Here is a 13,079-nt window from a genome sequence, read left to right as displayed (position 1 = left end):
GAGTCCACGATGCGCCGACCATTGCTCGCCTGCTGTCTGATCCTGCTGACTTCCCTGGCGTCCGCCGCCGAACTTCCCGAAACCGACTGGCTGTCCCTGATGCCGCCGAGCGACCGCAAGGCGCTGGAGGACATGCCGGAGATCACCCACAGTGGCCCCGAGGCCAACGGCACCTTCACCAACAAGGGCGGGCTGAAACAGTCCGACAAGAAGCTGCCGCAGGTGATGTATTCGACCAGGACGGTGGCCGCGTTGAACGGCAAGGCGTTGCGCCTGGGTGGCTACCCGGTGCCCCTGGAAAACGACGCCAAGGGCCGTGTCACCGAATTCTTCCTGGTGCCTTATCCAGGCGCCTGCATCCACGTGCCGCCGCCGCCGCCGAACCAGATCGTGCTGGTGCGCTACCCCAAGGGCATCAGGATTGACGACATCTACAGCCCGATCTGGGTCAGTGGCACGCTGAAGGTGGAGAAGGTCAGCAATGACCTGGCCGACGCGGCCTACGCCATCGACGACGCCAAGGTGCGGCCGGTGGAAGAGAGCGACCTGTAACCCCACCGCGTGAACCCTGCGTAGGAGTGGACTTTGTCCGCGAGAGTGTCCGGCGTGATGCGGGTCTATCGCGGACGGAGTCCGCTCCTGCGATATCGCGTGCCGTCAGAATCGTAGGGCGAATAACCTGGAACAGGTTATCCGCCAGATCGCCCGCGGCGGATAACGCTGGCGCGTTATGCGCCCTACGGGAAGATCACGCTTTCAGCGGCTCGCCCCAGACTTCCACCTTCATCGTCTCGCTGCGCCCCGGCGCCACGCTCATCACGTCGTCCCAGACCCGCGCCGTCTCGATGCAGAGCATGCCCTGCCAGGCCTCGGCCTCGAACTGCGACAGACGCGCGGCCTTGTCGATCCACGGGTTCCACACCACGGCCGAGCGCGAGCCGCTGGCCTGGATATGGATCGCGCGCTCCCAGGCCGGATCGCGGATCACCAGCGGTTTCTCCACGTCCAGGTAGATGCGGTCGGTCTCTCCGACGATGCGTACCAGGCCGTGCTGGTCGCGCAGCTCCCAGTTCTCCAGGGTTTCCACGTAGCGGCAGCCCTGCAGTCCGTCGATGCTGGCCTGGCGCACGTCGCCGACCGCGAAGTAGGTATGCAGCGCCTGGCTGATCGGCAGCGGCTTGTCGCCCAGGTTGTGGGTGGTCATTTCCAGGGTCAGGCGTTCGCCGAAGCGCATCACCAGCTCCAGCCGCGCCGAATGCGACCAGCCGGGCAGGCCGCTGCGTGCATCGAAACTGAAGTGCACGGAGAGCTGGCCCAGTTCGTCGGCGATGTCGTCCAGCTGCCAGTCCACCGCGCGCACCAGGCCATGGGCCGGCGCCTTGTCGCCCCGGTAGGCGGTGCGGATATCCACCGGGTTGCGTTCCAGGTTGCCGAACCACGGCCAGCACACCGGCACGCCGCCGCGCAGGGACTGGCCATGGTGGTACTCGGCGGTCTCGCTCAGCCAGATCAGCGGCGGCTGTTCGTGGGGCTGGTAGCTGAGCAGTTGCGCGCCCTGCTGGGCGATCAGAGCTTCACCCTGGGCGGTGTGGATGCGCCAGCAGGGCAGTTGGTCGATCTGCACCTGTTCGACGCGGGGAGTCTGGATGTCGCTGCTCATGCTGGTCTCCGGGACTGCGCTGCGAAAGTTTCAGTATCACCGATCCTTCGCGTAGCGGGCAGTTCCCGGAGAATGAAAAGATCAGCTCTGGCGCAGGTCTTCGAGGCGTTCGCGCTGCTGACCATCGGCATTGAGATTGGAAGCGTCCAGCCAGCGTTCGAAGGCCCGCTGGCAGCGCGGCCATTCGCTGTCGATGATGGAGAACCAGGCGGTGTCGCGGTTGCGGTCCTTCACCACCGTGGCCTGGCGGAAGGTGCCTTCGAAGACGAAGCCCAGGCGCACGGCGGCGCGCATGGAGCGGGCATTGAGCGCGTTGCACTTCCATTCCAGGCGCCGGTAGCCCATCTCGAACGCCCACCGGGCCAGCAGGTAGACCGCCTCGGTGGAGGCCGGCGAGCGCTGCATCACGCGGCCGTAGGCGATGTGGCCGATCTCGATGCTGCCGTCCTTGGGGAAGATCCGCAGGTAGCTGAGCAGGCCGACCGCGCGGCCGCTGGCGCGGTCGATCACGGCGAAGAACAGCGGGTCGTTGCTCGCGGCGTTGCCCGCCAGCCAGGCATCGAAGGGCGCACGCTCGGGGAAGGGGCCGTAGGGCAGGTAGTCCCACAGCACCGGGTCGGAATCCGGACCTTGCAGTGCCTGCCACAGGTCATCGCCATGCAGGGCGACGTCCAGTGCTACGAGGTTGATGTAGCGGCCGGTCAGGGTGCGGCGTTCGGGGCTGGCGGCGGGGCGCCAGTTCAGCAGGGGTTGGTCGTTCATGGGCGCTCCGGCTCAGAGGATCTTGCGGTACTGGAGGAACCCGGAGCGGTCGGCGATCCGGTCGTAGAGGAACATGGCGTCGGTGTTGCTCTCGTGGGTCAGCCAGTGCACCCGCGAGGCGCCGTTGGCGCGGGCGTCGGCGTAGACGTGTTCGATCAGCTGCGCGCCGATGCCGCCGCCGCGCTGGCCTTCGGCAACGAACAGATCCTGCAGGTAGACGTAGTCGCCCTGGGTCCAGCAGGAACGGTGGTAGATGAAGTGGACCATGCCGATGGCCACGCCATCACGCCAGGCGAGGGCGGCGTGCATCGGCTCGGCCGCATCGAGGAAGCGCTGCCAGGTAACGGCGCTGGTGGCCTCGTCGATGGTGGTCTTGTAGAAGCGCTGGTAGCCCTGCCACAGCGGCAGCCAGGCGGCGTGATCAGTGGCGCTGATCGGGCGGATCTCGATGGCGGAAGACATGCGGACAACCTTGTGTGCGTTGGAATGCTTCCAGACTAGGTCGGGAAATGGTTCTGCTAAAGAGCCATTCATGCTGAAATCAAGGGAACCATTGCCGTCGTCCCGGAAGCCTTCTCCATGAGCGTCCCGTTGCCTTTCAACCCTTCCGGTATCCGCCTCGATCCGGCCCGTCCGCTGGGCGTGCAGCTGTTCCAGGCGCTGCGCGAGCGCATCCTCGACGGGCGCCTGGCGGCCCGCTCGCGGCTGCCGGCGAGCCGCGACCTGGCCTCGTCGCTGGGGGTTTCCCGCAATACCGTGGTGCGCGCCTACGAGCAGCTCTACGCCGAGGGTTACATCGAGGGCCGCACGGGCGATGGCACCTACGTGGCGGAGCGTGTGCAGCCTTCGGTCGACGCGGTGCGCAATGAAACACGCAGCCCCGAGGCGCCGTCCCTGGAGCGCCTTGCGCGGCACCATCTGCCGCTGCCACCCACTGGTGCGCCACGGGCTTTCCGGGTCGGCGTGCCGGCCTTCGACCTCTTCCCCTTCGATACCTGGGCACGGCTGCAGGCACGCTTCTGGCGTGATCCGCCGCTGGATTGCCTCGGCTACGGCGACCCGGCCGGCGAGCAGCGCCTGCGCGAGCTGGTCGCGGCCTACCTGCGTACCACCCGTGGTCTGCACTGCGATGCCGGGCAGATCATCATCACCAGCGGCGCCCAGCAGGGCATTGCGCTGTGCGCCCAGGTACTGCTCGCCGACGGTGACGGTGCGGCCATCGAGAACCCCGGCTACCGCGCCGCCGGCCACGCCTTCGCCACGGCAGGTGCGCGCCTGCATGGCGTGCCGGTGGATGCCGATGGCCTGTGCACGGCGCAGCTGGAGCAATTGCCGGACTGCCGGCTGGTCTACGTCACCCCCTCGCACCAGTACCCCACCGGCGTGACCCTGTCGCTGTCGCGGCGCCTGGAGTTGCTGGAGTGGGCCGAGCGCAGCGGCGGCTGGATCGTCGAGGACGACTACGATGGCGAGTACCGCTACAGCGGGACGCCACTGATGCCGCTGGCCGCCTTGGATCGCCACGGCCGCGTGCTTTACGTCGGCACCTTCTGCAAGATCGCCTTCCCGGCGCTGCGCCTGGGCTACCTGGTCGTCCCGCCCGCGCTGGCGCAGGCCTTCGCCCGCCGCCGCGCGCTGGATGTACGTCATTCCGAAGTCGGTACCCAGCGGGTGATGGCGGACTTCATCGCCGAAGGGCATTTCCAGCGTCATGTGCGGCGCATGCGCCGGGCCGCGCGTAGTCGTCGCGATGCGCTGCTGCGTGGCTGGCCGGAGGTGGCGGGGTGCGCGCCGATGCCGGCGGTGGAAGCAGGCTTGCACCTGTGCGTGCGGGTCGATAGCCGCGAGCGCGAACTGGAACTGATGCAGCGCGCGGCGGCGGTTGGTGTGGAGGTGAATGCCCTGAGCGATTACTGGCTGCCGGAGTCCGCCGAGCCGGCGGATCAGAGGGCCGGGCTGGTGCTGGGTTTCGCGGCGGTGCCGGAGGCGCGGATCGCTGAGGCGCTCAAGGCGCTGCGCAAGGCTTGGGCACGAGCGTAGGGCGAATAACCGTTCACGGTTATCCGCCGTCCAGGCTCCGGCGCAGTGGGGCGGCGGATAACGCTTGGGGCGTTATTCGCCCTACGCTCAGCTCGGACTTTCCCCAAGGCTTGTAACTTCCGGCTATTTCCTTAGCTGCCTTACGAAGTTGGCGTCAGACGCTACGCTCCCTAGAATATCGCCCCTCTCGAATACACCCCGGAGCCGCCATGAGCCTAGCCCTGTCCACCGTCCCCGAGCGCAAGTCCACGGCGCCCTGGGTTGCCTTCCTTGTGCTGCTGGCGGGTGCGCTGTTCCTCGCCCAGGTGGTGAGTGGCCGGCAGGCGCTGCTGTTCCTGGTCGGCGGCGCGCTGGGGCTGACGCTCTACCACGCAGCCTTCGGCTTCACGTCCGCCTGGCGCGTGTTCATCCGTGAACGCCGTGGCGCCGGCCTGCGCGCGCAGATGGTGATGCTGGCGCTGGCGGTGCTGCTGTTCTTCCCGGCACTGGCCGCTGGCACGCTGTTCGGTGAGCCGGTGAAGGGGCTGGTGTCGCCGGCTGGTACGTCGGTCATCGTCGGCGCCTTCATCTTCGGCATCGGCATGCAACTGGGTGGCGGCTGCGCCTCCGGTACGCTGTTCACCGTCGGCGGCGGCAACGCGCGGATGCTGGTGACGCTGCTGTTCTTCATCGTCGGCTCGGTGGTCGCCACCCACCACATCGGCTGGTGGTTCGCCCTGCCGTCGCTGCCGCCGACCTCCATCGTGCAGTCGCTGGGCCTGTTCCCGGCACTGGCCGTGAGTCTTGCGCTGTTCGCCGCGATTGCCGCCGTCAGCGTGGTGCTGGAGCGTCGCCGTCATGGCGTGCTGGAGCTGATCGCCAGCAACGGCGAGAAGGGCATCGGTCGGCTCTTCCGTGGCCCGTGGCCCCTGGTGTGGGGTGCAGTGGCGCTGGCGCTGCTGAACTTCGCCACCCTGGCGCTGGCCGGGCGTCCGTGGGGTGTTACCTCGGCCTTTGCCCTGTGGGGTGCGAAGGCATTCGAAAGTCTCGGCATCGCCGTCGACCAGTGGGCCTTCTGGCAAGTCGAAGCCAACGCCAAGGCGCTGGCTGCACCGGTGTGGCAGGACGTCACCAGCGTGATGGACTTCGGCATCATGATCGGCGCACTGCTGGCCGCCGGCCTCGCCGGCCGTTTCGCGCCGAGCCTGAAGATTCCCGCGCGTTCGCTGATCGCCGCCGTCATCGGTGGCCTGCTGCTCGGCTATGGCGCGCGCCTGGCCTACGGCTGCAACATCGGCGCGTACTTCAGCGGTATCGCTTCGGGCAGCCTGCATGGCTGGCTGTGGCTGGTGGCGGCGTTCTTCGGCAACGCCGTGGGTGTGCGCCTGCGCCCGATCTTCTTCCCCGCCGAACGCGCGGAAGCGCGCCTGACCGGCTGTTGAGTCATTCCGGGTGGGGCGTTTCGCGCTCCGCCCAGTAGGTCTGCCGGTGGCCGCGGGCCTGGTACTCCCCCGCCAGGGCTTCGGCTTCGGCGCGGCTCAGCTGGCGGCGCATGACGAAGCGGTTGCCGTTGTCGTCCAGGCGCAGCAGGCACCAGTCCCGCTCCTCAGGCATTGAAGGTCGAGGTCTTGCGCAGGCGCAGCGCGAGCAGGATCAGCAGGACGCCGAAGAACACCGAGTAGGCGCCGATCACCCAGGCCACGGCGATCGCCCCGGCCCCCGGATTGCCGATCATCAGCACACCGAACAGCACCGATACCGCGCCGGAAAGCCCCAGCCACCATTCGTTCTGCAGCGCCTTGCGCAGGCGGATCGCGGCGATGATCTGCAGCACGCCCATGACCAGTGCCCAGCCGGCGATCAGCATCAGCAGGCCCAGCGCGGTCAGCTGCGGCCAGAGGAAGGCGACCAGCCCGGCAGCGATCCCCAGCAATCCCACCAGGACCAGCGGCCACAGGGGCCGGCCGGATTCGCGCATCTGCGCGGCGGCGATCAGGGTGAACAGGCCGTCGACGAAGGCGTAGGCGCCGAAGAACAGCACCATCACGGTCAGCACGATGCCCGGCCAGACCATGGCCAGGATGCCGAACAGCAGGGCGGCGACGCCGCGCAGGGCGATCCATTTCCAGTGGCGGCCCAGGGCTTGCCAGAGCGGGTGTTGCGACATGGCGGCGATCCTCGCGGGGGGTATGGCTGAAACCATAGTCGCTGGTGCGCGGCGCGGGCCCTGACGTGGGGCAAAAGAAAGCCCGGCACGGGCCGGGCTGTGAAAGGCCCGTCGCAACGGGCAGGTGCCGTCAGGCGACGTCACCGGGGAGAGCGGCTGCGACACATCCGGCGCGGATTCTGCGATCCTTGCGGGCTGGAATGCGGCGTAGCGATGAACGGTACGGGGCCCGCCATGCGGGCGCCTCGGAGGTGTTGATGCAGCGCAGCATATTCTTAGTTGATTGAGCGTTCAATAAAAAACGAATAGACTGGCCCACATTATCGCCGGACGGCACAGGTACGCCCGGCGAAGAGGAGATTGAAAAATGCCCAAGGTCGGTATGCAGCCGATTCGCCGCTCCCAGTTGATCCACGCGACCCTCGAGGCGGTGGACCAGGTGGGCATGAGCGACGCCAGCATCGCCCTGATCGCCCGCCTCGCGGGGGTCTCCAACGGCATCATCAGCCACTACTTCCAGGACAAGAACGGGCTGCTGGAAGCGACGATGCGACATTTGATGTCGGCATTGAGCAAGGCCGTCGCCGAGCGCCGCGCTACCTTGCGCAACGACGAACCGCGCTCGCACCTGCGGGCCATCATCGCCGGCAACTTCGACAGCTCGCAGGTCAACGGCCCGGCCATGAAGACCTGGCTCGCGTTCTGGGCGACCAGCATGCACCAGCCGGCGCTGCGCCGACTGCAGCGGATCAACGACCACCGGCTGTATTCGAACCTGTGCAGCCAGTTCCGCCGCGAACTGCCGCTGGCCCAGGCTCGCAGCGCCGCTCGCGGGCTGGCCGCGCTGATCGACGGCCTGTGGCTGCGGGGCGCGCTCTCGGGCGACGCCTTCGACACCGAGCAGGCGTTGGCGATTGCCTACGACTACCTCGACCAACAACTGGCCAAGCGCCCCGGATAGCGGGCGCAGCCTTGCGCTGACACCGACAAGAGAGGACCACCGCACCATGGCTCGATTCGAAGTACAGAAGCTCTACATTGGCGGTCGCTACGTGGAAGCCACCAGCGGCGCCACCTTCGAGACCATCAATCCGGCCAACGGTGAAGTCCTCGCCCAGGTACAACGCGCCTCGAAGGAAGACGTCGAGCGCGCCGTGCAGGCGGCGGTGGAAGGGCAGAAAGTCTGGGCTGCGATGACCGCCATGCAGCGCTCGCGCATTCTGCGCCGCGCCGTGGACATCCTCCGCGAGCGCAACGACGAACTCGCCGAACTGGAAACCCTCGATACCGGCAAGCCGCTGGCCGAGACCCGCTTCGTCGACATCGTCACCGGCGCCGACGTGCTCGAGTACTACGCCGGCCTGGTGCCCGCCATCGAGGGCGAACAGATCCCGCTGCGCGACACCAGCTTCGTCTATACCCGTCGCGAGCCGCTGGGCGTGGTCGCCGGCATCGGCGCCTGGAACTACCCGATCCAGATCGCCCTGTGGAAATCCGCCCCGGCCCTGGCCGCCGGCAACGCGATGATCTTCAAGCCCAGCGAAGTCACTCCGCTGACCGCGCTTAAACTCGCCGAGGTCTACACCGCCGCCGGCCTGCCCGACGGCGTGTTCAACGTGCTCACCGGCAGTGGCCGCGAAGTCGGCCAGTGGCTGACCGAGCACCCGCTGATCGAGAAGATCTCCTTCACCGGCGGCACCTCCACTGGCAAGAAGGTCATGGCCAGTGCGTCCAGTTCTTCGCTCAAGGAAGTCACCATGGAGTTGGGCGGCAAGTCGCCGCTGATCATCTTCGAGGACGCCCACCTCGACCGCGCCGCCGACATTGCCGTCATGGCCAACTTCTTCAGCTCCGGCCAGGTCTGCACCAACGGCACCCGCGTCTTTATCCCGCGCAACCTGCAGGCGCGTTTCGAAGCCAAGGTGCTGGAGCGCGTCAAGCGCATCCGCCTGGGCAACCCGCAGGACGAAAACACCAACTTCGGCCCGCTGGTGAGCTTCCCGCACATGGAGAGCGTCCTCTCCTACATCGAGTCCGGCAAGGAACAGAAGGCCCGCCTGCTGTGCGGTGGCGAGCGCGTCACCCAGGGCGAGTTCGGCCAGGGCGCGTACGTCGCGCCGACCGTGTTCACCGACTGCCGTGACGACATGACCATCGTCCGCGAGGAAATCTTCGGGCCGGTCATGAGCATCCTCGTCTACGACACCGAAGACGAGGCCATCCGCCGCGCCAACGACACCGAGTACGGCCTCGCCGCCGGCGTCGTGACCCAGGACCTGGCGCGCGCACACAGGGCGATCCACCGCCTGGAAGCGGGCATCTGCTGGATCAACACCTGGGGCGAATCGCCGGCCGAGATGCCGGTTGGCGGATACAAGCAATCGGGTGTCGGTCGTGAGAACGGCCTGACCACCCTGGCTCACTACACTCGCATCAAATCCGTACAGGTAGAGCTGGGCGACTACACCTCGGTGTTCTGATCGCCGCGATCGAGCCATGAAAGGCCGGTCGCAGGCATGACTCCCTGACCACCGGCCATCCCGAACACGCAGACACCGGCGCGCACGCGTCGCGGGCGGTGTCGTGCCTGAAAAAGAGGAAGGCCTGCATGTCCCAGGAATACGACTACATCATCATCGGCGCCGGTTCGGCGGGCAACGTACTGGCGACCCGCCTGACCGAGGACGCCGACGTCAGCGTCCTGCTGCTGGAAGCCGGCGGCCCGGACTATCGCGCCGACTTCCGCACGCAGATGCCCGCCGCGCTGGCCTACCCGTTGCAGGGTCGCCGCTACAACTGGGCCTACCTGACCGACCCGGAACCGCACATGAACAACCGCCGCATGGAGTGCGGGCGCGGCAAGGGCCTGGGTGGCTCCTCGCTGATCAACGGCATGTGCTACATCCGCGGCAACGCCATGGACTTCGACGGCTGGGCGCAGGAGAAGGGCCTGGAAGACTGGACCTACCTGGACTGCCTGCCGTACTTCCGCAAGGCCGAGACCCGCGACATCGGCCCCAACGACTACCATGGCGGCAGTGGCCCGGTGAGCGTGACCACGCCCAAGGCCGGCAACAACCCGCTGTTCCACGCCATGGTCGAGGCTGGTGTGCAGGCCGGTTACCCGCGTACCGAAGACCTCAACGGCTACCAGCAGGAAGGCTTTGGGCCGATGGACCGCACCGTCACCCCGCAGGGCCGCCGCGCCAGTACCGCCCGGGGTTACCTCGACCAGGCTCGCGAGCGGCCCAACCTGACCATCGTCACCCACGCGCTGACCGATCGAATCCTGTTCAGCGGCAAGCGCGCCATCGGTGCGACTTACCTGCATGGTGATGACAATGCGCTGAAGGAAGTCCGCGCACGTCGCGAAGTGCTGGTGTGCTCCGGCGCCGTCGCTTCTCCCCAACTGCTGCAGCGCTCCGGTGTCGGCCCTGCCGCGCTGTTGCGCGACCTGGGCATCGACGTCGTGCATGACCTGCCCGGCGTCGGCCAGAACCTCCAGGACCACCTGGAGATGTACCTGCAGTACGCCTGCAAGCAGCCGGTGTCGTTGTACCCGGCGCTGCAATGGTGGAACCAGCCGCAGATCGGCGCGGAATGGATGTTCCTCGGCACCGGCCTGGGCGCGAGCAACCAGTTCGAGGCTGGCGGCTTCATCCGCAGCCGCGCGGAATTCGAGTGGCCGAACATCCAGTACCACTTCCTTCCGGTGGCGATTAACTACAACGGCAGCAACGCGGTGAGCGAGCACGGCTTCCAGGCCCATGTCGGCTCCATGCGCTCTCCGAGCCGTGGGCGGATCAACCTGACTTCCCGGGATCCGCGCAAACACCCGAGCATCCTGTTCAACTACATGTCCTGCGAGCAGGACTGGCAGGAGTTCCGCGACGCAATCCGGATCACCCGCGAGATCATGAATCAGCCGGCGCTCGACCCCTACCGTGGCCGCGAGATCAGCCCGGGCCTGGACAAGCAGAGCGACGCCGACCTCGATGCCTTCGTCCGCGAGCACGCGGAAACGGCGTTCCACCCGTCCTGCTCCTGCAAGATGGGCGACGACGACATGGCGGTGGTCGATGGCGAAGGCCGTGTGCACGGCATGGAAGGGTTGCGGGTGATCGATGCGTCGATCATGCCGCTGATCATCACCGGCAACCTCAACGCCACCACCATCATGATGGCCGAGAAACTTGCCGATAAGGTGCGTGGTCGTCCGGCACTGCCGCGCAGTACCGCTGATTACTTCAAGGCGGAAGGCGCGCCAGTGCGCGGAAAACCGCAGCGCTGATTCGGAAGTGTGGAAATGAAAACGCCGGCGAGAGAGCCGGCGTTTTCAGTTTTCAGCCGCGACGCGGAGGAACCGGTCGGGTACGCCCGCTACCGTCGATGGCGACGAAGACGAACACCGCCTCGGTGACCTTGCGCCACTCGCTGGACAGCGGGTCATCGCTCCATACCTCGACCAGCATGCGGATCGAGCTGCGACCCACTTCCAGGGTCTGGGTATAGAAGGAGAGCTGCGCGCCGACAGCGACCGGAACCAGGAAGGCCATGCGGTCGATGGCTACCGTGGCCACGCGGCCTCCGGCGATGCGGCTGGACATGGCGGTTCCGGCGAGATCCATCTGCGCCACCAGCCAGCCACCGAAGATGTCGCCAAAGCCGTTGGTCTCGCGCGGCAGGGCGGTGATCTGCAAGGCGAGGTCGCCCTGCGGGATGGGATCTTCTTGTTCGAGCTCGATCATAGGTAAGGGCCTCTTGCCCCCGGCGTACTCATGGTGAGGGTATGGAAAAACTCTCCCAAGACACCTGCCGGCGCAAGGCCTTGGGACAGCTTTCGATCGGCCTGCCCGCATTATATAGAGGGCGAGCCGGCGCGACGACCGCGGGAATTCGAGAAATTGCCGCGGGCGCGGCCGCTGTGTCGCTTCCGCGCAATTTGCTATGGTGCGGCACCTGCGGCTGCCGGCCGCAGCTTCCTTGCCTGCAGAGATAACAAGCACCATGCCTTCTGTGAACGCTCCTGCCGCGCCCGCGTCACGTCCGTTGACCCGCAGCGACTACAAGACTCTTTCGCTGTCCGCCCTGGGCGGCGCCCTGGAGTTCTACGACTTCATCATCTTCGTGTTTTTCGCCACCGTGGTCGGCAAGCTGTTCTTCCCCGCCGACATGCCCGACTGGCTGCGCCAGCTGCAGACTTTCGGCCTGTTCGCCGCCGGCTACCTGGCCCGTCCGCTGGGTGGTGTGGTCATGGCGCACTTCGGCGACCTGCTGGGCCGCAAGAAGATGTTCACCCTGAGCATCTTCCTGATGGCCGTGCCCACACTGATCATGGGCCTGCTGCCCACCTACGCACAGATCGGCATCTGGGCGCCGCTGGCACTCCTGCTGCTGCGTGTCATCCAGGGCGCGGCCATCGGCGGTGAAGTGCCGGGCGCCTGGGTGTTCGTTGCCGAGCACGTCCCCCATCGTCACGTGGGCTACGCCTGCGGCACGCTCACGTCGGGTCTGACCGCGGGTATCCTCATCGGTTCGCTGGTGGCGACGCTGATCAACAGCGTTTACAGCGCCGAGGAAGTGCAGGGCTATGCCTGGCGTATCCCGTTCCTGCTGGGCGGAATCTTCGGCCTGTTCTCCGTCTACCTGCGCCGCTGGCTGCACGAGACGCCGGTGTTCGCAGAACTGCAGCAGCGCAAGCAGCTGGCCGAGGAAGTGCCACTGGGCGTGGTGGTGCGCGAGCATCGCCCGGCCATCGTGCTGTCCATGCTGCTGACCTGGGTGCTGTCCGCCGGCATCGTGGTGGTGATCCTGATGACCCCGTCGGTCCTGCAGACCGTGTACGGCTTCGACGCTGCTACCTCGCTGAAGGCCAACAGCGTGGCCATCGTCTGCCTGAGCGTCGGCTGCATCCTGTCCGGCCGCCTCGCCGACCGTTTCGGCGCTGGTCGCACCTTTATATACGGCAGCATCCTGCTGGGCGTCGTCTCCTGGACCTTCTACACCAGCCTGAAGGCGCATCCGGATTGGCTGTTCCCGCTGTACGCCGTCACCGGCCTGTGCGTCGGCGTCATCGGCGCGGTGCCTTACGTGATGGTCAACGCCTTCCCGGCGGTAGTGCGCTTCACTGGCCTGTCCTTCTCCTACAACCTGGCTTACGCCATCTTCGGCGGCCTGACCCCGATGGTGGTTGCCCTCCTTATGAAGGAAGACCCGTTGGGCCCTGCCTACTATGTAGTAGCCCTGTGCGTAGTGGGCCTGCTGGTGGGTGCCTACCTGCTGCGCCAGGAACGCCGGCTGGCAGGGCAGGCAATGGCAGTAAACTGATCGGACGGACAGTTTTTTGCAGAAAGATTAAATTAGTCGTTGACGGCCAATTTAAACTCCCTATAATGCGCACCACTCCCAGCGACGAAGCGCTGAAAGAACTTGAAAATCAAGTACTTACAGAGATTCGAAGTTGAGGGTGGT

At 66.5% G+C, this 13,079-nt stretch carries 13 protein-coding genes; 7 read left to right on the top strand and 6 right to left on the bottom strand.

Annotated elements, in window-relative coordinates:
• The first annotated feature begins 9 nt into the window (after positions 1 to 9).
• Positions 10 to 552 (top strand): DUF3299 domain-containing protein, encoded by a 543-nt coding sequence (locus J2T47_RS00065; RefSeq protein WP_253441359.1) that lies wholly within the window; start codon positions 10 to 12, stop codon positions 550 to 552.
• Between the two features lie 196 nt (positions 553 to 748).
• Here the strand turns inward: J2T47_RS00065 and J2T47_RS00060 are convergent, their stop codons facing one another.
• From J2T47_RS00060 to J2T47_RS00050, 3 genes are all read right to left on the bottom strand, one after another.
• A complete protein-coding gene (locus tag J2T47_RS00060) occupies positions 749 to 1,660 on the bottom strand; it encodes a D-hexose-6-phosphate mutarotase (RefSeq protein ID WP_253441357.1) in 912 nt (303 codons plus the stop codon).
• Between the two features lie 81 nt (positions 1,661 to 1,741).
• Positions 1,742 to 2,422, bottom strand: a complete 681-nt coding sequence (locus tag J2T47_RS00055) for a GNAT family N-acetyltransferase (protein ID WP_253441355.1) — start codon at positions 2,420 to 2,422, stop codon at positions 1,742 to 1,744.
• A gap of 12 nt (positions 2,423 to 2,434) precedes the next feature.
• Complete coding sequence (locus tag J2T47_RS00050) at positions 2,435 to 2,884, bottom strand: GNAT family N-acetyltransferase (protein WP_253441354.1); 450 nt, start codon at positions 2,882 to 2,884, stop codon at positions 2,435 to 2,437.
• A 117-nt stretch (positions 2,885 to 3,001) separates the two neighbouring features.
• On the opposite strand from J2T47_RS00050, the gene J2T47_RS00045 reads away from it, so the two are divergent.
• Together J2T47_RS00045 and J2T47_RS00040 are read left to right on the top strand one after the other, a co-directional pair.
• Complete coding sequence (locus J2T47_RS00045; protein WP_253441353.1) at positions 3,002 to 4,462, top strand: PLP-dependent aminotransferase family protein; 1,461 nt, start codon at positions 3,002 to 3,004, stop codon at positions 4,460 to 4,462.
• A gap of 209 nt (positions 4,463 to 4,671) precedes the next feature.
• On the top strand, positions 4,672 to 5,883 hold the full coding sequence (locus J2T47_RS00040; RefSeq protein ID WP_253441352.1) for a YeeE/YedE family protein: 1,212 nt from the start codon (positions 4,672 to 4,674) through the stop codon (positions 5,881 to 5,883).
• Between the two features lies 1 nt (position 5,884).
• Here the strand turns inward: J2T47_RS00040 and J2T47_RS00035 are convergent, their stop codons facing one another.
• Positions 5,885 to 6,055 carry a hypothetical protein gene (locus J2T47_RS00035; protein WP_253441351.1) on the bottom strand — a complete coding sequence of 57 codons (171 nt, stop codon included), beginning with the start codon at positions 6,053 to 6,055 and terminating at the stop codon, positions 5,885 to 5,887.
• Positions 6,048 to 6,608 carry an HdeD family acid-resistance protein gene (locus J2T47_RS00030; RefSeq protein WP_045214130.1) on the bottom strand — a complete coding sequence of 187 codons (561 nt, stop codon included), beginning with the start codon at positions 6,606 to 6,608 and terminating at the stop codon, positions 6,048 to 6,050. The genes J2T47_RS00035 and J2T47_RS00030 overlap by 8 nt, the downstream gene beginning before the upstream one ends.
• 367 nt (positions 6,609 to 6,975) lie before the next feature.
• Here J2T47_RS00030 and betI point away from each other — a divergent pair, with 367 nt between their 5' ends.
• The 3 genes from betI to betA all read left to right on the top strand — a co-directional run bounded on the left by betI (position 6,976) and on the right by betA (position 10,899).
• Positions 6,976 to 7,569: a transcriptional regulator BetI gene (betI, locus tag J2T47_RS00025; protein WP_045214133.1), complete on the top strand. Its 594-nt coding sequence runs from the start codon at positions 6,976 to 6,978 to the stop codon at positions 7,567 to 7,569.
• Positions 7,570 to 7,615: 46 nt separating this feature from the next.
• Entirely contained in the window at positions 7,616 to 9,088 is a 1,473-nt protein-coding gene (betB, locus tag J2T47_RS00020; RefSeq protein ID WP_253441349.1) for a betaine-aldehyde dehydrogenase, read from the top strand.
• Between the two features lie 128 nt (positions 9,089 to 9,216).
• Positions 9,217 to 10,899, top strand: a complete 1,683-nt coding sequence (gene betA, locus J2T47_RS00015; protein ID WP_253441347.1) for a choline dehydrogenase — start codon at positions 9,217 to 9,219, stop codon at positions 10,897 to 10,899.
• 52 nt (positions 10,900 to 10,951) lie between these two features.
• Here betA and J2T47_RS00010 read toward each other — a convergent pair whose 3' ends face one another.
• The gene (locus J2T47_RS00010) at positions 10,952 to 11,356 is read right to left on the bottom strand and encodes an acyl-CoA thioesterase (RefSeq protein WP_017521585.1); all 405 of its coding nucleotides are present in this window, start codon (positions 11,354 to 11,356) and stop codon (positions 10,952 to 10,954) included.
• Positions 11,357 to 11,615: 259 nt separating this feature from the next.
• Here J2T47_RS00010 and J2T47_RS00005 point away from each other — a divergent pair, with 259 nt between their 5' ends.
• Positions 11,616 to 12,935: an MFS transporter gene (locus J2T47_RS00005; protein WP_253441345.1), complete on the top strand. Its 1,320-nt coding sequence runs from the start codon at positions 11,616 to 11,618 to the stop codon at positions 12,933 to 12,935.
• The last annotated feature ends 144 nt before the right edge of the window (positions 12,936 to 13,079 follow it).

The sequence above is a fragment of the Pseudomonas nitroreducens genome (assembly GCF_024170165.1).
GTDB classification, from domain to species: Bacteria; Pseudomonadota; Gammaproteobacteria; order Pseudomonadales; family Pseudomonadaceae; genus Pseudomonas; species Pseudomonas nitroreducens_C.
This window is presented reverse-complemented; position numbering and strand designations above follow the sequence as displayed.

Excerpts from the sequence above, each read along its gene's own strand:
- J2T47_RS00065 (WP_253441359.1), top strand. The coding sequence starts at position 10 with ATGCGCCGACCATTGCTCGCCTGCTGTCTGATCCTGCTGACTTCCCTG.
- J2T47_RS00060 (WP_253441357.1), bottom strand. The coding sequence starts at position 1,660 with ATGAGCAGCGACATCCAGACTCCCCGCGTCGAACAGGTGCAGATCGAC.
- J2T47_RS00055 (WP_253441355.1), bottom strand. The coding sequence starts at position 2,422 with ATGAACGACCAACCCCTGCTGAACTGGCGCCCCGCCGCCAGCCCCGAA.
- J2T47_RS00050 (WP_253441354.1), bottom strand. The coding sequence starts at position 2,884 with ATGTCTTCCGCCATCGAGATCCGCCCGATCAGCGCCACTGATCACGCC.
- J2T47_RS00045 (WP_253441353.1), top strand. The coding sequence starts at position 3,002 with ATGAGCGTCCCGTTGCCTTTCAACCCTTCCGGTATCCGCCTCGATCCG.
- J2T47_RS00040 (WP_253441352.1), top strand. The coding sequence starts at position 4,672 with ATGAGCCTAGCCCTGTCCACCGTCCCCGAGCGCAAGTCCACGGCGCCC.
- J2T47_RS00035 (WP_253441351.1), bottom strand. The coding sequence starts at position 6,055 with ATGCCTGAGGAGCGGGACTGGTGCCTGCTGCGCCTGGACGACAACGGC.
- J2T47_RS00030 (WP_045214130.1), bottom strand. The coding sequence starts at position 6,608 with ATGTCGCAACACCCGCTCTGGCAAGCCCTGGGCCGCCACTGGAAATGG.
- betI (WP_045214133.1), top strand. The coding sequence starts at position 6,976 with ATGCCCAAGGTCGGTATGCAGCCGATTCGCCGCTCCCAGTTGATCCAC.
- betB (WP_253441349.1), top strand. The coding sequence starts at position 7,616 with ATGGCTCGATTCGAAGTACAGAAGCTCTACATTGGCGGTCGCTACGTG.
- betA (WP_253441347.1), top strand. The coding sequence starts at position 9,217 with ATGTCCCAGGAATACGACTACATCATCATCGGCGCCGGTTCGGCGGGC.
- J2T47_RS00010 (WP_017521585.1), bottom strand. The coding sequence starts at position 11,356 with ATGATCGAGCTCGAACAAGAAGATCCCATCCCGCAGGGCGACCTCGCC.
- J2T47_RS00005 (WP_253441345.1), top strand. The coding sequence starts at position 11,616 with ATGCCTTCTGTGAACGCTCCTGCCGCGCCCGCGTCACGTCCGTTGACC.